Raw genomic sequence first — 24,630 nt, 5'->3', positions numbered from 1 at the left:
CCCTACCCCATCAGCGCGGCATGGATATCCATCGCCGCCACCTTGCCGTCCTCCACCGCGACCACCGTCAGGTCCTCGCCCGCCGCGATGCAGTCGCCGCCGGCCCAGACGCCGGCAAGGCTCGTGCGGCGGGCGGCGTCGACGCGGATACGGCCCTTCTCCAGCGCGATGCCCTCGCTCTCGTCCGACAGGCCGTCGGGCACGAAGGCCTGGCCGATCGCCTTGAAGACCTGGTCGGCCTCGATCGTCACGATCTCGCCGGTCGGCCGCAGCGCGCCGTCGACGCTCGTCGTGCGCTCGAACTCGATGCCGGTGACGGCGCCGTTCGAGGCCAGAATGCGCCGGGGCGAGAGATTGAAGCGCAGATGCACGCCGCGCGTCGCCGCCACTTCCTGCTCGTAGGCCGAGGCGTTCATCGCCTCGCGGCCGCGGCGGTAGACGAGCGTGACCTCCTGCGCGCCGAGGCCCTTGGCCTGCACGGCCGCGTCCACCGCCGTCATGCCGCCGCCGACGACGACGACGCGGCGCCCGACGGGAAGATCGGCGAGGTCGCTCGTCTGGCGGAGCGTCGCGATCCAGGCGACGGCATCGTGACTGCCGGAACTGCCCTCGTTCTCGGCGCCCAGCGCGTTGACGCCGGCAAGGCCGAGGCCGAGGAAGACGGCGTCGTGGTCGCGCCGCAGGTCTCCCAGATGGATGTCGCGGCCGAGCGCCTTGCCGGCTTCCAGCGCGATCCCGCCGACCGAGAGGACGAAGTCGACCTCGGCCTGCGCGAACCCGTCCGTCGCCTTGTAGGCGGCGATGCCGAACTCGTTGAGCCCGCCGGGCTTGGGCCGCGCGTCGTAGAGCGTCACGTCGTGGCCGAGCGAGGCGAGGCGGTGGGCGCAGGACAGGCCCGCCGGCCCCGCCCCCACCACCGCGACGCTCTTGCCGGTCGGGGCGGCGCGCTGGAAGGGCTGGATGCCCGCCTCCATCGCATGGTCGGTGGCGAAGCGCTGCAGGAGGCCGATCTTCACCGGCTTGCCCTCCGCCGTCTCGCGCACGCAGGCCTCCTCGCACAGCGTCTCGGTGGGGCAGACGCGGGCGCAGATGCCGCCGAGAATGTTGGAGGCCAGGATCGTCTTGCCCGCGCCGAGCGGGTTGCCCGCCTGGATCTGCCGGATGAAGAGCGGCACGTCGATCGAGGTCGGGCAGGCCTGCATGCAGGGCGCGTCGTAGCAGAAGTAGCAGCGGTCGGCCTCGACCAGCGCCTCATGCGCCTGCAGCGGGGGATGAATGTCGGAGAAGTTGTCCGCGAGCGCCTCGGCGGACAACCTCGCCGCGGCGATGTCGGGGCGGATGGGCGTGGCGTCGTTCATACGGCGGGACCTCCCGGCTGATGAAGGCGGCTCCTCGGAAACGCGCCTCCCGCGCCCTTCCTTGGGACCATTCCAAAGAGGATGATCGCAAAAATCGCGTCCGTCAAAGAATTTTATCGGATGGTCAAAAATCACCGTCGCGAGGCGGGATCGGGGTCTCGCAGCGACCGCGTTACGAAGCGTTTCGTTGCGCGAAGGCGCGGCGCGTGAGAAGAGGCGCCCGGCTCGCGGCGCTGGCACGCCCGGGGGCGCGGGGCGGCTGGAAGCAGACGGGCGATGACCAAGGACGCGAGCGGACTGTCCGGCGGGGCGGATGCGGCGCCGGACGCGGGCGAGGCGCAGGAGCCGGGCCGCCTTTCGGCGCTCCTGCACAGCCGGGCGGTGACGCTCGGACTGGCGGCCCTCGTCTTCGCCGTCTTCGTCTTCGCGCTGCGGCGCCTTGCGGCGGAGGTCTCCTATGCCGAACTCGTGGCCGCGCTGTCGGCCACGCCCTATGGCGACCTCCTCCTCGCCGTGGCGGCCACGGCGGCGAGCTACGCCGCCCTCACCGTCTACGACGTGGAAGGCCTCGCCTATGCCGGCGAGAAGCGCCCCTACCGGGCGGTCGCCTTCGTGGCCTTCTGCGCCTATGCCGTCGGCAACACGGCGGGCTTCGGACCCTTGAGCGGCGGCGCGATCCGCTACCGTTTCTATTCGCGGCTCGGGCTCTCGCCCGAGGCGGTCGCCAAGGTCATCGGCTTCGTCACCGCCGCCTTCGGGCTCGGCCTCCTGGCGGTGGTCGTGGTGGCGACGGCGGTCTCGGCCGAGCGCCTGGGCGCGGCGATCGGCGTCTCGCCGGCGCCGCTGCGCATCGCGGCCTTCCTGGCGCTGGCGCTCGGGATGGCGCTCGTCCTGGTCCTCGGGCGCGGCCGGCGCCTGACGCTCGGGCGCGTCTCGCTGGCGCTGCCGGGTGCCCGCATCGTGGCGAGCCAGCTCGTCGTCACCGCCCTCGACGTCTCCTTCGCGGCGCTGGCGCTCTACGCGCTGCTTCCGCAGGAGGCCACCGTCGGCTATCCCGCCTTCCTCGCCATCTACGCCGTGGCGATCGGCATCGGCGTCCTCAGCCACGTGCCGGCGGGGCTCGGCGTCTTCGAGACGGTGATGGTGGCCGCGCTCGGGGCCAGCGTGCCGACGACGGCGCTGATCTCCTCGCTCCTTCTCTACCGCGTCGTCTACTACGTGCTGCCTCTGGTGATCGCCGCACTCCTCGTCTGCGTGGCCGAGACGCGCCAGCTCTTCACCGGGCCGGACGGGCAGAGGCTGCGCGCGGCCGGCACGCGCATCGCGCCGCCGGTCCTGGCGACGCTCGCCGTCATCACCGGCCTCACCCTCGTCCTCTCCAGCGTCACCCCCGCCCCGCAGGGCGACCTCGACGCGCTCTCCTCCTACCTGCCGCTGCCGCTCGTCGAGGCCGCGACCTTCCTGTCGGGCATTCTCGGCCTGGGCCTCGCCATCGCCGGGCGCGGGCTGAACCAGCGGCTCGACGGGGCCTGGGCGGTGGCGCTCGTCGTCTCTCTCGTCTCGCTCGTCCTGTGCTTCGCCAAGGCGCTGGCCGTCTACGAGGCCGCCCTTCTGGCGGTTCTCGTCGCCGCCCTTCTCGTCACGCGGCGCGAGTTCGACAGGCCGGCCTCGCTCTGGCGCCAGAGGCTGACGGGGCCCTGGCTCTTCGCCATCGCCATCATCGTGGCGAGCGCGGCGGCGATCCTGCTCTTCGTCTACAAGGACGTCGCCTACACGCACGAGCTCTGGCTGGAATTCGAGTTCGAGAGCGACGCGCCGCGCAGCCTGCGGGCCTTCGTCGGCATCGCCGTGATCGCCGGCGCCGCCGCGCTCGCCAGCCTTCTGCGCCCCTCGCGCGGCACCGTCCCCGCCCCCCTGCCGGCGGACATCGCCCGCGCGGCCGCCATCGTGGAGACGCAGGACGTCTCCGACGCCAACCTCGTGCGCTGCGCCGACAAGAGCCTCCTCTTCTCGCGCGACGGCAAGGGCTTCGTCATGTACGGGCGGCACGGCCGCTCCTTCATCGCCCTGTTCGAGCCCATCGGCACGCCGGCCGCCCAGCGCGATCTCGTCTGGAGCTTCGTGGAGATGGCGCGCGAGGTCGGCGGGCGCGCCGTCTTCTACCAGGTGGCGCCCTCGGCCGTGGCCCTGTGTGCCGATGCCGGCCTGCAGGCGCTCAAACTCGGCGAGATGGCGGTTGTGGACCTGACGCGCTTCGACCTCAAGGGCGCGCGGCGCTCGGGCCTGCGCCAGACGGCGAGCCGGGGCACGCGCGACGGGCTCGTCTTCGAGTATCGCCTGCCGGAGGCGGTGCCGGCGGTGCTGGACGAGCTGCGCGCCATCTCCGACGAATGGCTCGCCGAGCGCAGCGCGCGCGAGAAGCGCTTCTCGGTCGGCTTCTTCGACGACGCCTATATGCTCTCCCAGCCCGTCGCGCTCCTGCGCCACGAGGGGCGCATCGTCGCCTTCGCCAACGTGTTGCGGACGGGCACGAAGGCCGAGGCCTCCATCGACCTCATGCGCTTCTCGAACGGCGCGCCGAAATCCTCGATGGAGTTCCTCTTCATCCGCCTGATGGAACACATGCGCGACGAGGGCTATCGCAGCTTCAACCTCGGCATGGCGCCGCTCTCGGGCCTTGCCGACAGTCCGGCGGCGCCGGCCTGGAACCGCATCGGGCGGCTGGCCTTCGGCCACGGCGGACGCTTCTACAACTTCAAGGGCCTGCGCGCCTTCAAGGCCAAGTTCGATCCCGAATGGCAGCCCCGCTATCTCGCGGTGGCGGGCGGCATCAACCCGGCCCTCGCCCTGGCCGACGCGTCCGCCCTCATCGCCGGCGGCTTCAGAGGAGTGGTGTCGCGATGACCCCAGGACGCAAGCGCCGGCCCGCCGCGCGCGTGGCGGCAGCGGCCGCGGCATGGCTGTTCCTCTGCGCGGGCGCCCTCGCGCAGCAGCAGGAAGCGCCGGACGACGGCTCGCAGACCCTGCCGGACCCGATCCTCGTTCTGCCGAAAGCCTCAGAGGCGGTTTCGGAGGTCGTGCTCTTCTCGGGCGCGGACGGCTGGGGCGAGACGGAGGCCGCGCTCGCCGAGCGCCTGAAGGCCAAGGGCGTCATCACGCTCGGCATCGACCTGCCCGCCTATCTCGCCCGCCTCGCCACGATCGAGGACGAGTGCCTCTATCTCGTCTCCGACATCGAGGCCGTCAGCCACCGCATCCAGCGCGACCTCGGCAACGACGACTACGAGGCGCCGGTCGTGGCCGGCATCGGCGCGGGCGCGGCGCTCGCCCTCGCCATCGCCGCGCAGACGCCCGAGGCGACGATCGAGGCGACGGTCGCGGTCGATCCGCTCCCGGCCATCGCCGTGAAGACGCCGCTCTGCACGCCCGCCGAACGGCAGGAGACGGGAGCCGGCGCCGTCTATGCGCTGACGCCCGGCCCGCTGCCCAACCCCGTGACCGTCGTCCTCTCGCCGGACGCGCCCGACACGGGCCGCGCGCATGCGACGCGGCTCGAGATGCGCTGGCCCGAGATCGCCGTCGAGAACACGCGCCTTTCCGCCCTCGACGCGCTGGAACGCGCGCTGACCCCCGTCGCCGGCCCCGCGCAGGACGCCGAAAGCACGGTCGCGCGCCTGCCGCTCGCCATTCTGGAGGCCGTGGGCGAAGGCGACGGGCGCATGGCGATCATCTATTCGGGCGACGGCGGCTGGCGCGACATCGACCGGCAGATCGGCGGCGAGCTGCAGGCCGCCGGCATGCCGACGGTCGGCGTCGACGCGCTGCGCTACTTCTGGTCCGAGCGCACGCCGCAGAAGGCGGCGGCCGATCTTTCCGCCATCATCGACACCTATTCCAAGCGCTGGAACAGCCCGCATATCGTGCTCGTCGGCTATTCCTTCGGGGCCGACGCGCTGCCCGCCATCGTCGCCGCGCTCGATCCGGCCCATCGCGCCATGATCTCCCAGCTCTCGCTTCTCGCGCTCTCGCCGCAGGCCTCGTTCCAGATCTCGGTCGCGGGATGGCTGGGCGTGCAGGCGGGCGGGCGCTCGACCCTCGACGACCTCGCCGGCTTCGATGCCGCCCGCATCCAGTGCTTCTACGGGCGCGAGGAGGCGCAGGACAGCGCCTGCCCGGCACTCGCGGCCCGGGGCGCGGAGATCGTCACGACGAATGGCGGCCATCATTTCGACGGCAACTATCCAGCCCTCGCGCAGGACATCCTGCGCGGCCCGAGGCCCGGCACGACGACGCGCTGAACACGCGAACGGGATTCGACGCGCGTCTTCGCCGCAGCTCTACTTGTACGAGTGTCGTTGTCCCGCCCTATCTGTCCGAGCGGGGGTGGCGTGGAGCTTGCACGGCGCACGAAATACTAAGGCTGGCATCGAATTGATGACGACGAATCATCGGCGCATCGTCCATCATGGCCGGATGGGCACTTCGAAACCGCGTCGCCAATATGCGGCCCTTCCCTGCCGCAGCGGCACGGAGGGCCAGCCGGAAATCCTTCTCGTGACATCGCGCGAGACGGGCCGCTGGGTGCTGCCCAAGGGCTGGCCGATGAAGCTGCGCCGCCCGCATCAGGCAGCGGCCATCGAGGCCTACGAGGAGGCCGGCGTGCGCGGGCGCACGGTGAAGACCGCGCTCGGCACCTACGAATACGACAAGCGCATCGAGGGCGGCGCCGTGCGCTGCCGCGTGCGCGTGTACCCGATGACGGTAGAGCGGCTGGAGGACGAGTGGCCGGAAAAGGCCCAGCGCAGCCGCCGCTGGTTCTCGCCGCTCGACGCCGCAGAGCGCGTGGACGAGCCGGAACTGCGCGCGCTCCTGCGCGACTTCGCCCTGACGATCCCGACGGCGGAAGCGACCGACCCCATGCCGGTTCCCGCCGGCAAGGCGGCGAACGCGAAGGCGCTGAAGGTCGCCGGCGCGAAGAAGCCGGCGGGCAAGAAGGCCCTCGCCAAAGGCGCCGCCAAGGCCGGGACGCGCGCCCGGAAGAAGCCCGCGGCCAAGAAGAAGGCGGCAAAGGCGGGCGATGCGACGCTCGATCCGCGCTCAATCGTCAAGAGCGTCGGCAAGGCCGCGCGCAAGGTGCTGGAGCATCTGAAGGCGCCGACGGGCAAGTCCGGCGGCAAGAAGGCCGGCCGCATCCGCGGCGCGACCTCGACCGCCTGAGCGCACCGAAGGCGCCCGGCGGCGGCGGGAGGCGGCCGGCGCCTCACCCCATGAACTGGCCGCCATTCACCTCGATCACCTGCCCGGTGATGTAGGCGCTGAGAACGTCGCTCGCGAGGAACAGGAAGGCCGGCGCGCAGTCCTCGGCGAGACCGAGGCGTTTCAGCGGGATCGCGGCGGCCGTCGCCTCGAGCTTCTCCGGCGTCGAGTAGCGGCGGTGGAAGTCGGTCATGATCGTGCCGGGCGAGACGGCGTTGACGCGGATGGCGTCCGGCGCGAGTTCGCGCGCGAGCGCCCGCGTCCAGGTGGAGATGAAGCCCTTGGCGCCGGCATAAAGCGAGGAGCCCGCGCTGCCGCCGACGCGGGCGGAGATCGAGGACGTGTTGACGATGGAGGCCGCGCCGTTCTTCTGCGCCCCCGCCTTCAGCGCCGGCAGGAGCGCGGTCGTCAGCGCCACGACCGAGCGGACGTTGAGATCGAGCACGGCATCGTATTGCGCGCTGTCGATGTCGCCGGCCGGCACGCGCCCGCCCATCGTGCCGGCATTGTTGACGAGCGTGCCGATGCGCCCGTCGCTGCGCGTCACGATCTCGGCGGCGAGCTCCCGCGTGCCCTCCGGCGTCGAAAGGTCGGCGACGACGAGCGTCAGGCGCTGCCGGCAGGTGTCGGGCAGGTCGGCGAGGAGATCGGCCTCGGCATGGTCGAGCGTGCGCCCGGCATGGGCGATCACGTCGGCGCCGCAGGCGAGGAAGGCGCGCGCCGCGGCCGCCCCGATACCCCGCCCCGCGCCCGTGATCGCGACGGTCCGCCCGGCGAAGAGCGCGGAATCAAATCCGTTCATGGATGACACGTCCCCAGAGAATCGGCGGGCGGTCGCTCAGGCCCGGCGCAGGAGCGCGATGATGCCCGAAATCGCCGCGGCCAGCCATCCGGCGATCATCAGGACGCCGCCGAAGGGCGCGGCGCTGGCGAAGAGCCGGTCGCCGAGGACCTGGCGGGCCGCGAGATCGCCGCAGAAGAGCGCCGCGCCGAGGCCGAGCAGCGCGCCGGACAGAAGCATGGCCCGCGGCGCCCGGCCGGCGAGGGCCGCGAGCGCCAGAAGGGCCGGCGCATGGGCGAGCGCCATGGCGCTGGCGGTGGCCAGAAGCCGCGCCTCGCCGCCATGGGCCGCCGCCGCGCCGAGCGCGACGCCGCAGGCGCCCAGGAGGCCCGCGGCGAGGATCAGCGCGGCGCTCGCGCGCGGCGGTGCGGACGGGTCCCGCGTGTTCATGGATGATCCGGCTCGTGATGGGGCAGTTCCGCCAGCGGGTCGTGTCCCGTGGGCGGCAGCGGCTTGCGGCGCACGGCCCCTTCCTCCGGCGGCATCTCGTCGAGCACCGAACCCTGCCAGAGCGAGACGCCCGCGAGATAGGAGGCTCTGGCGAGGAGATGGGCCGAGATCGGCGCGGTGAGGAGGAAGAAGGCGATGGCCGCGAGCGCCCGCAGCGCCTCGGGTCCGGTCTTCGCTGTCATGGCCAGCGCCAGCAGCATCATGGAAGCGCCGACCGTTCCGGCCTTCGAGGCGGCGTGCATGCGCGTGTAGAGGTCCGGCAGGCGCAGGAGGCCGATCGCGGCGATCAGCGCGAAGGCCGAGCCGCCGAGGATCAGCGCAGCGGCGAGCATGCGGGCGACATCCTCGATCATCGCCGGAACCTCGCCTTCACGCGATCGCGCCGCCGGTGCAGACGCGGCTCGTCGAAGAGGATGGAGGCGCCTGCCGGATCGCGGCCCGGGCCGCCGACGCCGATGACGAAACGCGCGAAGGCGACGGTCGCCAGGAAGCCGACGAGGCCGAGCGCGATGGCGATGTCGACATAGAGCGTGAAGCCGCTCGACAGGCCGAACACGGCGATGAAGCCGATGGCGATGGCGGTCAGCATGTCGAGGCCGAGCGCCCGGTCGGGAAGGGTGGGCCCCTTCACGATGCGCATCAGCGTGACGAGAAAGGCGAGGCTGAGGAGGATGAGCGCCGTGAAGACGGCGAAGTCGAGCACGTGGCCGGAAAATTCGTGAAAGCTCATCGGAAGGCCGCCATGATCTTGCGCTCGAACCCTTGCGCAATGTCGAACCGCGTCTGCGCCGGGTTCGAGCAGTCGAGCGCGTGGACGTAGAGGACCTTCCCGTCCGGCGAGACGTCCACCGAGAGCGTGCCGGGCGTCAGCGTGATCATGTTGGCGAGGAGGGTGATCTCGAACTCGCGGTCGACGGTCAGCGGAAAGGCGAAGATGCCGGGCTTGAGATCCATGTCGCGCTTCGTGACGATGCGCGCGACCGTCCAGGCCGACAAGGCCAGTTCCTTCAGGAAGAGAAGGAACAGCGCCAGGACGCGCCAGACGCGCAGGCCATAGGCGGTGGAGCCGACCTCGGCGCGGATGAGCCAGAGCGCGCCGGCCCCCAGCACGAAGCCGAACAGGATGTTGAGGAGCGTGAACGACCCCGTCACCGTGGCGAAGACGAGGGCGAAGATCAGGTTGACGAGGGTGAGCCTCATTCCGGCGGGCTCCCGAAGACGGATTCGACATAGGCCTGCGGATCGAGAATGCCGGCGGCGCCGAGTTCCGTCAGCCGCGCCAGGCCCTGCGGCAGGAGCCCGACCAGCGTGACGACGAGGGCGAGCGCCAGGATCGGCCCGAGCGGCCGGTGCGTGGCCTCTCCCGGCGTGCCCGCCTGCGCGGCGGCGGCCGGCACGAGCCCATCGGGCGCCGGGCGCCAGAGGGCGAAGGCGACGATGCGCGCGGCGACGATGGTGAGGACGAGGCCGGAGGCGAGGATCGCGGCGGCAAGCCACGGCCGCCCGTCGAGGAGCGCGGCCTTCACCAGCTGCACCTTCGGCCAGAAGCCGGGAAAGGGCGGCAGGCCGGCGAAGGAGAAGAGAAGGGCCAGAAGCGCCGCCGAGAAGAGCGGGGACCGGCGCCACAGCCCGCCCATCGCCGACAGGCGCACGGCGCCCGTCTCCTGCGCGGCCCAGCCGGCGGCGAGATAGAGGGCGGCCATGACGACCATGGACTGCGCGGCATAGAAGAGCGCGCCCGACAGGCCCGCCATCGCCGCCGGCCCGCCGCTCTGCGGCGCGAGGCCGGCGAAGATCGTGCCGATGCCGGCCACGACCACGAAATTGAGGAGCCGGCGCAGATCGTCCTGCGCGAGCGCCCCGAGGGCGCCGACGATCATCGTCAGGATGGCCACGAGCGAGATCACGTCCGCCATGGCCGCCCGCTCCAGGGGGAAGAGCATCAGAAGGATGCGGATGCCGGCATAGACGCCGACCTTGGTGAGGAGCCCGGCGAAGAGCGCCGACACCACGAAGCGGGGCGTGTGGTAGGAGGCCGGCAGCCAGAAGTTGACGGGAAAGGCCGCCGCCTTGATGGAGGCCGCCGCGAAATAGAGGACAGCGATGGAGAGGAGCGTGCCCTCGCCCTCCATCGCCCGCGCCTTCAGCGCGATATCGGCCATGTTGAGCGTGCCGAACGTGCCGTAGAGAAGGCCGGTCGTGACGAGGAAGAGCGTGGTGCCGACGAGGTTGAGGAAGGCGTATTTCGTCGCCCCGTCCAGCTGCTCGGGCCGCGAGCCGAGGATCACGAGGCCGAAGGAGCCGATCAGCAGGACCTCGAACCACACGTAGAGATTGAACACGTCGCCGGTGAGGAAGGCGCCCTGGACGCCGGCCATCATCAGGAAGAAGAACGGGAAGAAGCCGTAGCGCCGCTCGGCCCGCGGCACGGCGATGCCGGCATGGACGCAGCAGGCGAGCGCCGTGACGGCGGATGCGGCCAGGAACAGCGCGCCCGCGACGTCGAGCGTGAAGGCGATGCCGAAGGGCGGGCGCCAGCCGCCCATCATCATCGTCACCGGCCCCGTGCCCGCCACCCGCCACAGCAGGATGAGATCGACGAAGAGAAGCATGATCGCGCCCATCACCGCCACGGGCGCGTGGAGGTCGATGCGCTTGCGCATGACGAGGAGCCCGGCCCCGAACAGGAAGGACAGGGCGACGGGCATCACCAGGAGATGGTCGATCGGCGTCAGCGGCGCCGTCTCCAGCGCGGCTTCGAAGAGCGCGGGCACGCTTTCGCCTGCCATGGCGTCAGTAGCCGAGGGGCGGAGGCCCCTCGCCTTCGGGTTCAGCGATGCGCATGCCGTCCGTGTCGTCGGTGCCCAGATCCTCGTAGGTGCGGAATGCGAGGACCAGGAGGAAGGTGAAGAAGGAGAAGGAGATGACGATGGCCGTGAGGATGAGCGCCTGCGGCAGCGGGTTGGCCACGGCGGTCGTGGCCACCAGCGATCCTTCGGGGATCAGCGGCGGGGCGATCGGCCCGATCCGCCCGGCGGTGAAGAGCGTGAGGTTCACCGCGTTGCCGAGAAGCAGGATGCCCAGGAGCATGCGGATGACGTGGCGGGAGAGGAGAAGATAGATCGCCACCCCGTAGAGGCAGGCGGTGACGAGGCAGAGCGCGGTTTCCATGGGTCAGGCGCTCTCCCGCTCGGCGAGGACCATGGCGATGGCGGAAATCGCGCCGAGGACGACGAGATAGACGCCGATGTCGAAGAGCATGGGCGTGGACAGCGCCACCTCGGTGCCGAGGATCTTCGGGAAGACCCAGAGCCCGGAGAGGAAGCGCTTGCCGGAGAAGGTGGAGAGAAGGCCGGCGGCGACGGCGAAGTTGAGCCCGAGCGCGGCGAGCGTCATGGGATGCAGGACGAGCGCCCGGCGCACCGAGCCGACGCCGCAGGCGAGCCCGTAGATCGAGAGCGCGCAAGCCGCCACCAGCCCGCCGATGAAGCCGCCGCCCGGCTCGTTGTGCCCGCGCAGGAGCACGAAGACCGAGAAGAGCATCATCAGGCTGGTGAGATAGGGCGCTGTGAAGCGGAAGATCAGCGTGTTCATCCCGTCGCCTCCTGCGGGTCGATGGGCCGGGCGGGCTTCGGCGCGACGCGCAGCCGCATCAGCGCGAGGATGGCGAGCCCCGTCGTCATCACGACCGCGATCTCGCCCATCGTGTCGAGGCCGCGGAAGTCCACGATGATGACGTTCACGATATTGCGCCCATGCGCGATCTCGTAGGACCAGCGCCCGAAGAAGTCGGACAGGAGCGGGTCGAACGGCCGCTGGACGACCGAGAGGAGAACCAGGCCGAAGCCCGCCCCGACGCCGGCGGCGAGCGCGGCATCGGGCAGCTTCTGCGCGAAGGGGCGATGGTCGGTCGGATAGAGCTTCAGCCGCGTCATCGTCAGCGCCAGGATGACGACCGAGAGCGTCTCGATCATGAACTGGGTGAAGGAGAGATCGGGCGCGCCGGCCAGAAGATAGAGAAGCGCGACGGCAAAGCCCTGGATGCCCAGCGAGACGATGGCCGTCAGCCGGTTCCGCGCCACGACGACGGCCACGATGCCGAGGAGGATGAGCGCGAGCACGGTTCCCTCGACGAGCCGCAGGTCCGGGACGGCCGGCATCGCCGGCAGGCTGCCGGACAGGAGCATCGGCGCGAAGAGCGCGGCGAGGATCACGGCGAAGGTCGCCGTCATGTAATGGTCGAGCCGGCCGGACTGCAGGCGCCGCGTCAGGGCGGCGGCACCGAGGACGAGGCCGGACAGGGCCTGGTCGAAGCCGCGATCCGGCCCCCAGCCGGCGGCGCGCGTGACGGTGTCGACGCCCCGGCGCAGCGCCGGCGCGAAGCGATAGCCGAGAAGGCCGGCGGCCAGCGTCGCCATCGAGAGCGCGAAGGCAAGGTTCAGATGGGGCAGCGCGCCGATCTCGACGCGCGCCGGAACCCCGACCACGGCGCTCGCCATGGGCGTCGAGAGGAACAGATGGGCGATGCTCGACAGGAGGCCGGCGAGAAGGCCGGCGATGCCGAGCGCCAGCGGACCGGCGTAGAGCGGCGCGGCGCCTTCATGGGCGGAGCCGAGCGCCTTCGGCCGCTCGCCGAGGAAGGGCTTCAGCGCCACGAGGCAGGCGGCCGTGACCATGAGCGCGTTGCCCGCGAAGGCGGCGGCGAGCAGCAGGAGCCCGAAGAGGCTCGGGGTCTGGAGCGCGTGATAGATCTCCTCCTTGGCGAGGAAGCCGAGGAAGGGCGTGACGCCGGCCATGGACAGCGCGCACAGGAGCGCGGCGGCGAAGGTGAAGGGCATGGCGCGGCGAAGGCCGCCGAGCTGGCCGAGATCGCGCGTGCCGGCCCCGTGGTCGATGCTGCCGGCGACCATGAAGAGCCCGCCCTTGAAGAAGCAGTGGGCGAGGAGATAGAGCACCGCTGCCGCGATCCCCGCCTCTCCGCCGATGCCGATGAGGAGGACGAGAAGGCCGAGCGAGGCGACGGTCGTGTAGGCGAGGACGATCTTCACGTCGCGCGCGCGCACCGCCAGAAGCGCGCCGGTGAGGAGCGTGGCGGCGCCGAAGAGCGGCAGGATCGTCGTCCAGGCGGGCGTGGCGCCGAGCGCAGGCGACAGGCGCATCAGGAGATAGATGCCGGCCTTCACCATCGTGGCGGAATGGAGATAGGCCGAGACCGGCGTCGGCGCCTCCATCGCGTTGGGCAGCCAGACGTGGAAGGGCACCTGCGCCGACTTGGTGAAGGCGCCGGCCAGGACGAGAAGGAGGATCGGCAGGTAGAGCGCGCTGGCGCGCACCGCCTCGCCCGCTTCCAGAACCGCCGTCAAGGAAGCGAGGCCGAGCCCCTCGCGCAGGAGCAGGAGGCCCGCGAGCAGCGCCAGCCCGCCGCCGCCCGTGACGACCAGCGCCTGCAGCGCCGCGCGCCGCGCCGCCACGCGCTCGTGGTCGAAGCCGATCAGCAGGAAGGAGGAGATCGACGTCATCTCCCAGAGAACGAAGAGCGCGACGAGGTCGTCGCTCACGACGAGCCCGAGCATCGAGCCCATGAAGAGGAGAAGGAAGCCGAGGAAGCGCCCGAGGTCGCGATGGCCCTTCAGATAGGCGCCGGCATAGGCGACGATCGGCACGCCGATGCCGGTGACGAGCAGCGCGAAGACGAGGGAAAGCCCGTCGAGCCGGGCCGAGAGGCGGATGCCGTAGGCCGGCACCCAGTCGAAACCGGCGAGATAGACCGTCCCCCGCGCCACCGGGCCGGCGAGCGGCACGAGGATCGCGAAGCTCGCCAGCGGAAACAGCGCGAGGACGAGACCCGCCCGCGCCCCGAACCAGCGCACGAAGAGCGGCGCCGCGAGCGCCCCGAGGAACGGCAGCGACAGGGCGAAGGTGACGATGGGCGGCGCCATGCCTATCATCGGCGGGGGAAACTCCGTCATGCGTGCGGGGCTCGGAAGAGCGGGCATGGCGTCCCGGAACGCCACCCCCGCCCGCCGGCTGGTGGAGCGAGCAATAAGGGCGCGACCCGGCCCCGACAAGCGGCAAGAAACGACCGCGCCCGGCATCGGCGCCGTTGCAGCCCGGGCGCTCCCATCCCATCTGACGGCAAGCCCGCCCGGCCAAACGCCTCCGGCGACCTCCGGCACCGCGGGCCCTGCCCGTCCGCACCCGTCGTGGCAGCAAGGTGGCCCTCGACTACACTGCCGCCGCTCAGACCGATTCGCGTTCGACGCAACAGACAGCTGGTCCCTTCGAGATGACGATGCAAAAGCCCTTCACCGCCACCGCAACGCCCCCGCTCGCGGATCGGCGCCCGCGCAAGGACACGCGGCACGGTCTCGACCGGCACGACGACTATGCCTGGCTGCGCGCCGACAACTGGCAGGAGGTCTTCAAGGACACGTCGGTCCTCGATCCCGAGATCCGCGCCTACCTGACGGCCGAGAACGCCTATCAGGAGGAGGTGCTGGCCGGCACCCGGGACCTTCGCGACGCGCTCGTGCGCGAGCTGCGCGGGCGCATCAAGGAGGACGACAGTTCCGTGCCGGCGCCCGACGGGCCCTATGCCTACGGCATCTCCTATGTGGAGGGCGCCGAATATCCGCGCTACGTGCGCCGGCCGCGCGAGGGCGGCGAGAGCGTGGTGCTGCTCGACGGGCAGGCCGAGGCGGCGGACCGGGCCTATTTCTCGCTCGGCAGCGCCAGCCATTCGCCCGATCATCGCTGGATGGCCTGGGCCCACGACGACAAGGGCTCGGAATTCTACGCCCTCTCCTTCCGCGACCTCTCGACCGGGCGCGATCTCGACGAGCGCATCGAGGACACGAGCGGCGGCGGGGTCTGGTCGGCGCGGTCCAAGGGCGTCTTCTACACCCGCCTCGATTCCAACCACCGCCCGAGCCGCGTCTTCTACCACGCGCTCGGCACGGACCCGCGCGACGACCGTCTGGTCTTCGAGGAGACCGACAGCGGCTTCTTCATGGGCGTCGACAAGACTCAGTCGGGCGAGTTCGTGATGATCGACATCCACGATCACGAAACGTCCGAGTGCTGGCTGATCCCCGCCGGAAACGCCGCCGCCGAGCCGCGACTCCTCGCCAAGCGCGAGACGGGCGTCGAATACAGCGTCGACGAGGCCGACGGCACCCTCTACATCCTGACCAATGCCGACGGCGCGCGCGACTTCAAGATCGCGACGGCCTCCACGGACGCGGCCCGCCGCGAGGACTGGGTGGACTACGTGCCCCACGAGGACGGGCGCATGATCCTCAGCCATCTCGTGCTCAAGCGCCATCTCGTGTGGCTGGAGCGCCGCGAGGGCCTGCCGCGCATCGTCGTCAAGCGCCTCGCGGACGGCGCCGAGCACGCCATCGCCTTCGACGAGGAGGCCTATTCGCTCGGCCTGTCCGGCACCTACGAGTTCGACACGACGGCGATCCGCTTCACCTATTCCTCGCTGACGACGCCGGGCCAGACCTTCGAATACGACGTGGAGACGCGCGAGCGCCGGCTCCTGAAGACGCAGGAAGTGCCCTCGGGCCACGACCCGGACGCCTACGTGACGCGGCGCGTCTTCGCGCCGGCGCAGGACGGCGAGCTCGTGCCCGTCTCGCTCCTCTACCGCAAGGACACAGCCCTCGACGGGACGGCGCCCTGCCTCCTCTACGGCTACGGCTCCTACGGCATCACCATCCCCGCCTCGTTCAACGCCAACGCCTTCTCGCTGGTCGATCGCGGCTTCGTCTGGGCCATCGCCCATATCCGCGGCGGCAAGGACAAGGGCTTCGCCTGGTACGAGGCCGGGCGGCGGCAGAACAAGGCGAACACGTTCAACGATTTCGTGGCGGTCGCCGACCATCTCGTGGCCGAGCGCTTCACCTCCTACGGCCGGATCGTCGCCAATGGCGGCTCGGCGGGCGGCATGCTGATGGGCGCGGTCGCCAACATGGCCGCGGAGAAGTTCGGCGCCATCGTGGCGGTGGTGCCCTTCGTCGACGTTCTGAACACGATGCTCGACGATACGCTGCCGCTGACCCCGCCCGAATGGCCGGAATGGGGCAATCCGATCCTGTCGCCCCAGGACTACGAGATCATCGCCTCCTATTCGCCGTACGACAACGTGAAGGCCCAGGCCTATCCGCCCATGCTGGTGCTCGCGGGCCTCACCGACCCGCGCGTGACCTATTGGGAGCCCGCCAAGTGGGTGGCGCGCCTGCGCGAGATGAAGACCAACGACGCGCCGATCCTCCTGCGCACCAACATGGATTCGGGCCATGGCGGCGCCTCCGGGCGCTTCTCCCGGCTCGAGGAGGTCGCCACGATCTACGCCTTCGCGCTGCAGACGATGGGCAAGGCCTGACCACGGAACCACACGGCCGCGCCGTCCCGGCGCGGCCGTGCGGGCGGGCGCGTCAGCCGTCCTTCGCCGAGCCGTTCTCGTTGAGGTCGATCCAGCGCCCTTCGGCGGCGCTGCGATAGAGCGCGTGGATGATGTGGACGTCGCGCAGGCCCATCTCGCCGGGCGTGCGGATCGCCGATCCCGTCGAGATCGCCTCGCAGAGATGGTCGATCTCGTTGGAGAACTGTACCTCGCTCGGCTCCTTCGTCACGACCTGCTCGTTCGCCTCCGGCGTCGAGACCGTCAGCCGGTTGCCGCTGTAGGACGTGGCCGGATCGAGCTTGGCGACGGCCTTGGCGCCGAACAGGTCGATGCGCTTGGTGTTCGAGGAGTAGGACGAGGAGATGTTGGCGCGCGCCCCGGAGGGGAAGACGAGCTGCGCCGTCATCAGGTCCTCGACCTCGGCGAAGCGCGGATCGTCCGGCGGCGAATGGAGCGTGGCGCAGACGCGCGAGGGCGTCTCGCCGAGGAACCAGATCAGCCCGTTCAGCGAATAGATGCCGATATCCACCAGCGATCCCCCGCCGGCGATCGTGCGTTTGGCGCGCCACTGGTCGCGCGGCAGCGACAGGTCGAGCGGGCGGTGATGGTCGGACGAGGCGAAGGTGATCGGGCCGATCTCGCCGGCGTCGATCATCTCCTTGACGCGCACGTTGCTCGGTTCGAAGTGGGCGCGGTAGGCCACCATCAGCCGGCGGTCGGCGGCCTTGGCGGCATCGATCATGCGCTGGCATTCGCGCGAGGAATTGGCCATCGGCTTCTCGCACATCACGTGCTTGCCGGCCTCCAGCGCGCGGATGGCGAGTTCCTGATGCGTGGAGTTGGGCGTGACGACGTAGACGATGTCGATCGAGGCGTCGTCGGCAAGGCCCGTCATCGCGTAGTCGTAGATCGAGCCTTCCGGCACGCCCTGCCGCGCGGCGACTTTCAGCGCCTTGTCGCGGTTTCCCGAAACGAGGCCCGTGAGTTTCGCGCGCCGGGCGCCGCCGAGCCCCTTGGGGATGACGTAGCCCTGCGCGAAGTCGCCGAGCCCGGCGACGGCCCAGCCGAGGCGGGACGCCAGAGGTTCCGGCGGCGGGCTTTCGAGCTCGGGCTCCGGGCGGCCGACGGGCGTGGCGGGGATCGCCTCCTGCGCCGCGGCGCCGCGCCCGGCGACGATGCCGCCAAGGCCGAGCGCGAGGGTTCCGACGAACAGGCGACGGGTCGGATCGATGGGCGAGTTGGTCAAGAGGCGCTCCTCGTCTGAACTGGCGAAGAGCTTAATCCGGGATGGCGGCGGACGTTCCGACGAACGCGCCGCGTCTCACCCGCCGGGCGCGGCGGCCGTGCCCTCGACCGGCGGCACCGCCTTGAGATAGGCCGCGATCGCCTCGCGGTCGGCCGCCGGGAGCCTGGCGAGATTGGCCTGCACCTCGACCATGGAGCCGCCCACCGTGTCGAAGTCCGGCGTGAAGCCGCTTTCGAGATAGGACGCGATGTCGCCTTGCGACCAGTCGCCGATCCCGTCCGGCGAGGGCGTGATGTCGGGAACGCGCCCCTCGCCCTCCGGGTTCGGCGCGCCGCCGAGCCAGTGCGCCCTGTCGAGGCCGCCCGCCCCGAAGAGCCCGCGCGGCGTGTGGCACTGGCCGCAATGGCCGGGCCCCTCGACGAGATACTGCCCGTCGCGCACCGGCTGCGGGGCGTCGGCCGGCAGCGCGACGACGGGTCCGGGCGTGCCGGCGAAGGCGAGCTTCCACAGGCCGAGGCCGCGCCGGACGTTGAAGGGGAACGGCAGATCGTTCCCGGCCGCGCGCCCCGCCACGGGCGGGAGGGTCTTCAGATAGGCGAAGAGGTCGGCGACGTCTCCCTTCGTCATGTTGGCATAGGACGTGTAGGGGAAGGCAGGATAGAGATGCCGGCCCTGCGGGTCGACGCCGCGCTGCATGGCGTTGGCGAAGTCGGCGAGACTCCAGGCGCCGATCCCGTCGGCCGGGTCGGGCGAGATGTTGGGGGCGTGGAACGTGCCGAACTTCGTCACCAGCGGGTCGCCGCCGCCGAGCTTCAGCCGCTCGTCCCCCTTCTGCGCTTTCGCGGCATGGCAGGAAGTGCAGCCGCCGGCCCAGAAGACGCGCTCGCCCCGCGCCGCGTCGCCCGTTCCCTCGGCGGGCAGCGCGGCGGCGTCGAGGCGCTGCGGCACGGTCAGGACGTAGAAGCCGCCGGACGCGGCCAGGACGAGCGCGACGGCGCCGGCGATGATGCGCGAGACCATCGGCCCTTCTCCCTCCCGGACCCGGACGCAGCCGCCGGCCGTGGCCTACTTGTCGACCCGGAAGCTCTCGTGGCAGCTCTTGCAGTTCTGCGCGACCTTGCCGAAGGCCTGCTTGAAGGCGTCGAGATCGGCGACCTTGGTCTCGGACGCCGCCTTCGTGTCGGCCTCGAACTTGGCGACGGCCGCCTGGAACTCGGCCGGCTTCTGCCAGATGGCGGGTGCGGCTTCGGTATCGCCGCCGGTCTTGGAATTTTCGGGGAAGAGCGTGCCGAACTTGGCGGCCGTGGCGTGCATCGAGGCGAAGATCTGAGCCGCCGTCGCCGCGTCGAAGGCCGTCTCGCCCTTCAGCATCTGGCCGGCCGCCTTGGCGGCCTTGCCGTTCTCCTTCATCAGCGCCTGCCGCTCCTTGATGGGCGCGGTGTCCTGCGCTGTCGCGGGAAGGACGGCGAGCGCCGCGAGGGTCCCGGCCGCCGCGGCCAGGAGGGTGAGCTTCATCGACATCGGTTCTCTCCTCGGGCCGGCGCACGGATCGCGGCTCCCGGGGCCAGTGGAACCGAGTTCGCAGGGACACGCAATCTGGAATCGTTCCGAACGGGCATCACGTCGGCGTTTGCGCCCGCAACCCTCGACCCTCGCGCGAGGCGGCGCCGACGGACATGAAACGGCCCCGCGAAGCCGTGGCGTCGCGGGGCCGTCGAGAGCGGTCGAACGGGATTCGAGGGGCTTAGCGGGCCGCCTCGTAGCGCTCCAGCACGTAGTCCCAGTCGATGAGGTTGTCGACGAAGGCTTCGAGATATTTCGGCCGGGCGTTGCGATAGTCGATGTAGTAGGAGTGCTCCCACACGTCGACGCCAAGGATCGGCTCGGCGCCGTGCACCAGCGGGTTCTCGCCGTTCGGCGTCTTCATGATCTGCAGCTTGCCGTCCTTCAGCGCGACCCAGGCCCAGCCCGAGCCGAACTGGCCCTTGCCCGCTTCGACGAAGTCGGTGCGGAACTTGTCGTAACCGCCCAGATCGCTGTCGAACGCGGTCTGCAGCGCGCCCGGCAGGCTCTTGCCGCCGCCGCCCTTCTTCATCCACTTCCAGAAATGGATGTGGTTGTAGTGCTGCGCGGCGTTGTTAAAGAGCGGCTGGTTCTTGCCGTAGCTCGCCTTGACGACCTCCTCCACCGAGGCGTCGGCCATGCCGGCGTCCGCCGCCAGCTTGTTGCCCATGTCGACATAGGCCTGATGGTGCTTGTCGTGATGGTACTCGAGCGTCTCCTTCGACATATAGGGCGCGAGCGCCTCGTAGTCGTAGGGCAGAGGGGGGAGCGTGAACGCCATGGGACTCTCCTTGGGGCTTAAGGTGTGTCGCGCGAAGGGCCGCCGGCCCTGAACGCGTCTGAATGGGCGAGCCGCTAGATAGGGCCCGCCGGGCTGAAAACCAACGTCAGGCCTTGGCGAAGGCGAAGTAGAGCGCACGCGCCTGCTCGGCCACGGGACCGGGCGCCAGTTCGCGCCCCTCGATGCCGGTGACGGGAACCACCTTGGAATGGTTGCCGGTGGAGAAGATCTCGTCCGCCGCCATGAAATCGGCGACCGTCAGCGACTTCTCGACGACCTCCACGCCCGCCCCGCGCAGGAGGCCGATGACGCGCTGGCGCGTGATGCCGGCGAGGAAGGAGCCGTTGGGCACCGGCGTATAGACGATGCCGTCCCGGGCCATGAAGACGTTCGACGTGCCCGTCTCGGCGACATTGCCGATCATGTCGAGAACGAGCGCGTTGCCGAAGCCGCGCCCGCGCGCCTCGAGCACGGCGCGGGCGTTGTTGGGATAGAGGCAGCCGGCCTTGGCGAGAGTCGGCATGGTCTCGGGCGTCGGGCGGCGGAAGGGCGAGACGCCGAGCGTGAAGCCGGAGGCCGCGATCATCGGCGATTCGTAGAGGCAGAGGCAGAAGCGCGTGGAGTCCGGATCGGCCGAGACACCCATGTAGCCGCCCTCCTCCGCCCAGTACATCGGCCGGATGTAGACGGCCGTGCGTCCGTCGAAGCCCGACAGGCCTTCCCAGGCGAGGCGCACGATCTCCTCCGGCGCCATGGTCGGCGACAGGCCGAGGGCGAGCGCCGAACGGTTGACGCGCGCGGCATGGAGGTCGAGGTCGGGCGCGACGCCGTCGAACCAGCGCGCGCCGTCGAAGACCGAGCTCGCCATCCAGAACACGTGGCTGCGCGGGCCGATGATCGGCGGGTTCCCCTCCAGCCATTCGCCGTCGAGATAGGTGCGGGTGCGGCCGGCTTCCTGCGCCATGAGACTGCCTTTCCTCCTGGGGCACGCCCGGCCTCGGCCCCTGCCATGACGCAGGCCGATGCGAGCGGCGATACGGGCGCGCCCGCCGGATGCGGCGGGCGGCGCAACCGGCTGTAGCCCATGGCGGACGGGCGGTCACCCCTGGCATGCGCTTCCTCCGCAAACGCGCCGCCCTATGCTAAGGGCAATGCCGAGGAGAGCCGATTCTTGCCGTCCCTTTATGTCTTCGATGCCTATGGCACGCTGTTCGACGTCCATGCCGCCGTGGCCCGCCATGCCGGTTCCCTCGGGCCCGACGCGCGCGCGCTCTCCGAGATCTGGCGGCGCAAGCAGCTGGAATATTCCTGGGTGCGCTCCCTGATGGGGACGACGGCCTACGACTTCTGGCAGCTGACGGAGCACGCGCTCGACTACGCCTTCGCCAAGGTGCCGAGCGCCGACCGGGCGCTGCGGCAGAAGCTGCTGGAGGCCTATCGCGACCTCGACTGTTTCGAGGAGGTGCCGGCGACGCTGCGCACGCTGAAGGAACGCGGCGCGCGGCTCGCCATCCTCTCCAACGGGTCGCACGACATGCTGGCGCGCGCCGTGCGCTCGGCGGGCCTCGCGGACCTCTTCGACGAGGTCTTCTCCGCGCAGGACTGCGGCGTCTACAAGACGGCGCCCGCCGTCTACGAACTCGCCACGACCGCCTTCCGCCTCTATCCCGATGCCGTATCCTTCCAGTCCTCGAACCGCTGGGACATCGCTGGCGCGACGCGCTTCGGCTTCCGCACGGTGTGGATCAATCGCGGCGAGGAGCCGGACGAGTATCGCGACCTGCCGCCGAACGCGGTGCTGAAGGATCTGCGCGGGCTGCCGACGCTCGGCTGAGACCGGCGGCGGCACGACGTCCTGCCGGCCGTTGCCGGCCTTTCCGTCGCCCGCAAACGTGGCGCCGTTACAACACCGTTAACCCTGCCTTGCTTTCGACCGGAACTTCGCCACACGCGCCCTGTTCACACCGGACGAAGAGAGCGACGGCCGCGCCAAGACGGCCTCGGAACGCTGAAGGCTGGACCGATGCACGACCGTGATCCCCGCATGATGTCGAGACGCCGTCTCTTGCTGGGGGCCGGCATCGGCGCCGGCGCCCTTCTCACCGGCTGCACATCCAACACCCGCGCCCTCGTCTCCGGCTTCGCGCCGAGCCCGATGACGGCCTTCGGCGGCGTCGATCCGCAATATGTGTCGATGTACGGGCCGATGGAGGATGACGGGCATCTCATTCCGGCGATCAATCTCCGGCGCGTCAACCCGATCTACTACCGGCAGGAGGTCGCCGACCCGACGGGCGAGCGGCCGGGGACGGTGGTCGTGGACACGGCGGCCAAGTTCGCCTTCGTCGTCATGCCCGGCGGGCGCGCGATGCGCTACGGCGTCGGCGTCGGCCGCGAGGGCTTCGGCTGGTCCGGCCGGGCCAACGTGCAGTGGAAGCGCCGCTGGCCGACCTGGACGCCGCCGCGCGAGATGATCGAGCGCAAGCCCGACCTCGAGCCCTATGCCAACGGCATGGAGGGCGGCATCATGAACCCGCTCGGCGCGCGCGCCCTCTATCTCTTCCAGAACGGCCGCGACACGCTCTACCGCCTGCACGGCTCGCCGGAATACTGGACGATCGGCACCGCCGACTCCTCGGGCTGCGTGCGCTTCATGAACCAGGACATCGTCGATCTCTACGACCGCGTGCCGACCGGCTCGCCCGTCATCGTCACCCAGGGCGTCGTGGCCTGAGCCAAGGCAGAACTGCATGTGCCGGAAGGCCGCGGACCGGAACGGGTCCGCGGCCTTCGCCGTTTGGAAAGCTTCCAGACAACGGACGGGACCCTCCTCCATGCGACACGATCTCTGCGCCCTCGCCGACCTCTCGGACACCGGCCTCGAGGAGGTCGAGGCCGGCGGGCTGAAGATCCTGCTGGCGCGCGACGGAGACAGGGTCCTGGCGACCGGCGCCACCTGCACCCACAAGGGCGCGCCGCTGAAGAAGGGTCAGCGCTTCGGCAATTCCGTCGTCTGCCCCTGGCACCACGCCGTGTTCGACCTCGAGACCGGCGCCCACAGACAGCCGCCCGGCTACGGCTGCCTCAATCGCTTCGAGACCTCCGTCGAGAACGGGCGCGTCTTCGTCGAGATCGCCGACGGCGCCAAGATGCACCGCCCGGAGGTGGAGGGAAGCGACCGCCGGACCGGGGGCACGCGCACCTTCGCCATCGTGGGCGCGGGCGCGGCGGGCCTTGCCTGCGCGATGGAACTCGTCAAGCGCGGCTTCGACGGACGCATCGTCCTGATCTCGGCCGAGGACGAGCCGCCCTACGACCGCACCGACCTCTCCAAATCCTACCTCCAGGGCAAGACGGGCGACGAGAAGCTGCCGCTCGTCGACCACGACACGCTGGAGACGCTCGGCATCGAACGCCTGACCGGAACCGTGGAGCGCGTCGACGCGTCGGCGAAGCGCGTCCTCTTCTCGAAGGGCGGCCCGGCGGGCGGACTGGCCTTCGACCGTTGCTTCGTCGCCCCCGGCAGCGCCGCGGCGCCGCTCGACGGGGTGGACCTCGGGCTCTCGAACGTCCTGACCCTTAGAACCCATGCCGACGCGAAGGCGCTGAAGGCGGCGGCCGCGAAGGCGGAGCGCGTCGTGCTCGTCGGGTCGGGCTTCATCGGCATGGAGGCGGCGGCGGCGCTCGTCCAGTCCGGCAAGTCGGTCACGGTCGTCGCCCGGGAGACCCTGCCCTTCGCCAAGCAGTTCGGCGAGGCGGTGGCGGGCGAGATCGTCGGACGCCATCGTCGCAAGGGCGTGACCGTGCTGACCAGGGCCGAGTTCGCCGGGCTCGATGAGGAGAACGGCCGCGCCGTCGCCGTGCGCCTGAAGGACGGCGCCGTGCTGCCGGCCGACCTCGTGCTCGTCGCCGTCGGCGCCCGCCCGAACGCGTCCGTTCTGTCGGGCGACGAGGAGGACCGGAGCGTGTCCGTCGACGCGCATCTGATGACCGAGGACGGTCTCCATGCCGGCGGCGACATCGCGGAGGTGCCGCTGCCCGGTCGCCCGGAGCCGCTGCGCATCGAGCATTGGCGCGTCGGCGAACAGCACGGCCGCCACGCCGCCGGGGCGATGATGGGCGACGAGACGCCCTTCGCGGGCGTGCCGTTCTTCTGGTCGGCGCAATATTCGCCGATCCGCTATGTCGGTCACGCCAAGGGCTTCGACGCGGTGCAGATCGAGGGCGATCTCGAAGCCGGCGACTACACCGCCTTCTACGTCAAGGACGGCAAGGTCGTGGCGGGCCTCGGCTGCGGCAAGGGCGACCGAACGGCGGCTCTGCACGTCCTGATGATGGACGGTACGCTGCCGGACGCCGGCAGGCTGGCCGCCGCCGGCTGGGACCCGAAGACGCTCATCGCCTGAACGGCCGGTCGCCGTCGCCAGATGAACATGCCCCCGCGCGGCGGACCGCGCGGGGGTCCGAGGTCAGATCGGGCGCTGGTGGCCGAGCGTGCGGTCGCGCTCCATCATGCGCACCCGCTTTTCCAGATTCTCCTGGCGCAGCATGCCGGGGATGAGGAAGAGGTCGATGAGCTGCCCGATGCCCAGAAGGCCGAAGGTGAAGAGCCAGAGAAGGCCGGTCCAGGGCCGCCCCAGATAGAAGCGGTGCAGGCCGCAGATGCCGCCGAGGCACAGCGCCCACAGGATGTAGGAGGCAAGGCCGGACTTCTCGTTCATGGAA

At 70.6% G+C, this 24,630-nt stretch carries 23 protein-coding genes; 7 read left to right on the top strand and 16 right to left on the bottom strand.

Features of this window, described 5'->3' with window-relative positions; genetic code table 11:
* Positions 1–2 precede the first annotated feature (2 nt).
* On the bottom strand, positions 3–1,358 hold the full coding sequence (locus tag ASG48_RS06320; protein ID WP_055846833.1) for an NAD(P)-dependent oxidoreductase: 1,356 nt from the start codon (positions 1,356–1,358) through the stop codon (positions 3–5).
* A 276-nt stretch (positions 1,359–1,634) separates the two neighbouring features.
* On the opposite strand from ASG48_RS06320, the gene mprF reads away from it, so the two are divergent.
* From mprF to ASG48_RS19005, 3 genes are all read left to right on the top strand, one after another.
* The gene (mprF, locus tag ASG48_RS06315) at positions 1,635–4,262 is read left to right on the top strand and encodes a bifunctional lysylphosphatidylglycerol flippase/synthetase MprF (protein ID WP_055846830.1); all 2,628 of its coding nucleotides are present in this window, start codon (positions 1,635–1,637) and stop codon (positions 4,260–4,262) included.
* Positions 4,259–5,656, top strand: a complete 1,398-nt coding sequence (locus ASG48_RS06310; protein WP_055846827.1) for an AcvB/VirJ family lysyl-phosphatidylglycerol hydrolase — start codon at positions 4,259–4,261, stop codon at positions 5,654–5,656. The genes mprF and ASG48_RS06310 overlap by 4 nt, the downstream gene beginning before the upstream one ends.
* A gap of 136 nt (positions 5,657–5,792) precedes the next feature.
* Positions 5,793–6,575, top strand: coding sequence for an NUDIX hydrolase (locus ASG48_RS19005; protein WP_348271120.1), 783 nt, complete (start codon positions 5,793–5,795; stop codon positions 6,573–6,575).
* 43 nt (positions 6,576–6,618) lie between these two features.
* On the opposite strand, the gene ASG48_RS06300 is transcribed toward ASG48_RS19005, so the two are convergent.
* The 9 genes from ASG48_RS06300 to ASG48_RS06260 are packed head-to-tail and all read right to left on the bottom strand — an operon-like array spanning position 6,619 to position 13,844.
* Entirely contained in the window at positions 6,619–7,416 is a 798-nt protein-coding gene (locus ASG48_RS06300; protein ID WP_055846825.1) for an SDR family oxidoreductase, read from the bottom strand.
* 36 nt (positions 7,417–7,452) lie between these two features.
* Entirely contained in the window at positions 7,453–7,845 is a 393-nt protein-coding gene (locus ASG48_RS06295) for a DUF423 domain-containing protein (RefSeq protein WP_055846822.1), read from the bottom strand.
* Entirely contained in the window at positions 7,842–8,258 is a 417-nt protein-coding gene (gene mnhG, locus ASG48_RS06290) for a monovalent cation/H(+) antiporter subunit G (RefSeq protein WP_082529280.1), read from the bottom strand. Before mnhG ends, ASG48_RS06295 begins: the two co-directional genes overlap by 4 nt.
* Positions 8,255–8,635 (bottom strand): cation:proton antiporter, encoded by a 381-nt coding sequence (locus tag ASG48_RS06285; protein WP_055846820.1) that lies wholly within the window; start codon positions 8,633–8,635, stop codon positions 8,255–8,257. Before ASG48_RS06285 ends, mnhG begins: the two co-directional genes overlap by 4 nt.
* The gene (locus ASG48_RS06280) at positions 8,632–9,105 is read right to left on the bottom strand and encodes a Na+/H+ antiporter subunit E (RefSeq protein WP_055846817.1); all 474 of its coding nucleotides are present in this window, start codon (positions 9,103–9,105) and stop codon (positions 8,632–8,634) included. The genes ASG48_RS06285 and ASG48_RS06280 overlap by 4 nt, the downstream gene beginning before the upstream one ends.
* Positions 9,102–10,694: a Na+/H+ antiporter subunit D gene (locus tag ASG48_RS06275; RefSeq protein ID WP_055846813.1), complete on the bottom strand. Its 1,593-nt coding sequence runs from the start codon at positions 10,692–10,694 to the stop codon at positions 9,102–9,104. The genes ASG48_RS06280 and ASG48_RS06275 overlap by 4 nt, the downstream gene beginning before the upstream one ends.
* Before the next feature lie 4 nt (positions 10,695–10,698).
* The gene (locus ASG48_RS06270; RefSeq protein ID WP_055846810.1) at positions 10,699–11,076 is read right to left on the bottom strand and encodes a Na+/H+ antiporter subunit C; all 378 of its coding nucleotides are present in this window, start codon (positions 11,074–11,076) and stop codon (positions 10,699–10,701) included.
* Positions 11,077–11,079: 3 nt separating this feature from the next.
* Positions 11,080–11,499 carry a Na(+)/H(+) antiporter subunit B gene (locus ASG48_RS06265; RefSeq protein WP_055846807.1) on the bottom strand — a complete coding sequence of 140 codons (420 nt, stop codon included), beginning with the start codon at positions 11,497–11,499 and terminating at the stop codon, positions 11,080–11,082.
* Positions 11,496–13,844, bottom strand: a complete 2,349-nt coding sequence (locus ASG48_RS06260; RefSeq protein WP_156381475.1) for a putative monovalent cation/H+ antiporter subunit A — start codon at positions 13,842–13,844, stop codon at positions 11,496–11,498. The genes ASG48_RS06265 and ASG48_RS06260 overlap by 4 nt, the downstream gene beginning before the upstream one ends.
* A gap of 353 nt (positions 13,845–14,197) precedes the next feature.
* On the opposite strand from ASG48_RS06260, the gene ASG48_RS06255 reads away from it, so the two are divergent.
* Positions 14,198–16,294, top strand: a complete 2,097-nt coding sequence (locus ASG48_RS06255; protein WP_055847949.1) for a S9 family peptidase — start codon at positions 14,198–14,200, stop codon at positions 16,292–16,294.
* Between the two features lie 52 nt (positions 16,295–16,346).
* On the opposite strand, the gene ASG48_RS06250 is transcribed toward ASG48_RS06255, so the two are convergent.
* The 5 genes from ASG48_RS06250 to ASG48_RS06230 all read right to left on the bottom strand — a co-directional run bounded on the left by ASG48_RS06250 (position 16,347) and on the right by ASG48_RS06230 (position 20,869).
* Positions 16,347–17,561 (bottom strand): Gfo/Idh/MocA family oxidoreductase, encoded by a 1,215-nt coding sequence (locus ASG48_RS06250; protein WP_244486781.1) that lies wholly within the window; start codon positions 17,559–17,561, stop codon positions 16,347–16,349.
* Positions 17,562–17,636: 75 nt separating this feature from the next.
* The gene (locus ASG48_RS06245) at positions 17,637–18,581 is read right to left on the bottom strand and encodes a cytochrome c (RefSeq protein WP_055846800.1); all 945 of its coding nucleotides are present in this window, start codon (positions 18,579–18,581) and stop codon (positions 17,637–17,639) included.
* Between the two features lie 45 nt (positions 18,582–18,626).
* The gene (locus ASG48_RS06240; RefSeq protein WP_156381518.1) at positions 18,627–19,076 is read right to left on the bottom strand and encodes a cytochrome c; all 450 of its coding nucleotides are present in this window, start codon (positions 19,074–19,076) and stop codon (positions 18,627–18,629) included.
* A 229-nt stretch (positions 19,077–19,305) separates the two neighbouring features.
* Entirely contained in the window at positions 19,306–19,905 is a 600-nt protein-coding gene (locus ASG48_RS06235) for a superoxide dismutase (RefSeq protein ID WP_055846793.1), read from the bottom strand.
* A 106-nt stretch (positions 19,906–20,011) separates the two neighbouring features.
* Entirely contained in the window at positions 20,012–20,869 is an 858-nt protein-coding gene (locus ASG48_RS06230) for a branched-chain amino acid aminotransferase (RefSeq protein WP_055846791.1), read from the bottom strand.
* 207 nt (positions 20,870–21,076) lie between these two features.
* Here ASG48_RS06230 and ASG48_RS06225 point away from each other — a divergent pair, with 207 nt between their 5' ends.
* The 3 genes from ASG48_RS06225 to ASG48_RS06215 all read left to right on the top strand — a co-directional run bounded on the left by ASG48_RS06225 (position 21,077) and on the right by ASG48_RS06215 (position 24,311).
* Positions 21,077–21,739: a haloacid dehalogenase type II gene (locus tag ASG48_RS06225; protein WP_055846788.1), complete on the top strand. Its 663-nt coding sequence runs from the start codon at positions 21,077–21,079 to the stop codon at positions 21,737–21,739.
* 189 nt (positions 21,740–21,928) lie between these two features.
* On the top strand, positions 21,929–22,639 hold the full coding sequence (locus tag ASG48_RS06220; protein WP_055846786.1) for a L,D-transpeptidase: 711 nt from the start codon (positions 21,929–21,931) through the stop codon (positions 22,637–22,639).
* Positions 22,640–22,739: 100 nt separating this feature from the next.
* Complete coding sequence (locus tag ASG48_RS06215) at positions 22,740–24,311, top strand: FAD-dependent oxidoreductase (RefSeq protein ID WP_055846784.1); 1,572 nt, start codon at positions 22,740–22,742, stop codon at positions 24,309–24,311.
* 63 nt (positions 24,312–24,374) lie between these two features.
* Here the strand turns inward: ASG48_RS06215 and ASG48_RS06210 are convergent, their stop codons facing one another.
* Positions 24,375–24,626 carry a TM2 domain-containing protein gene (locus tag ASG48_RS06210; RefSeq protein WP_055846781.1) on the bottom strand — a complete coding sequence of 84 codons (252 nt, stop codon included), beginning with the start codon at positions 24,624–24,626 and terminating at the stop codon, positions 24,375–24,377.
* Between the last annotated feature and the right edge of the window lie 4 nt (positions 24,627–24,630).

It is taken from the genome of Aurantimonas sp. Leaf443 (genome assembly GCF_001425575.1).
Classification (GTDB): Bacteria; Pseudomonadota; Alphaproteobacteria; order Rhizobiales; family Rhizobiaceae; genus Leaf443.
This window is presented reverse-complemented; position numbering and strand designations above follow the sequence as displayed.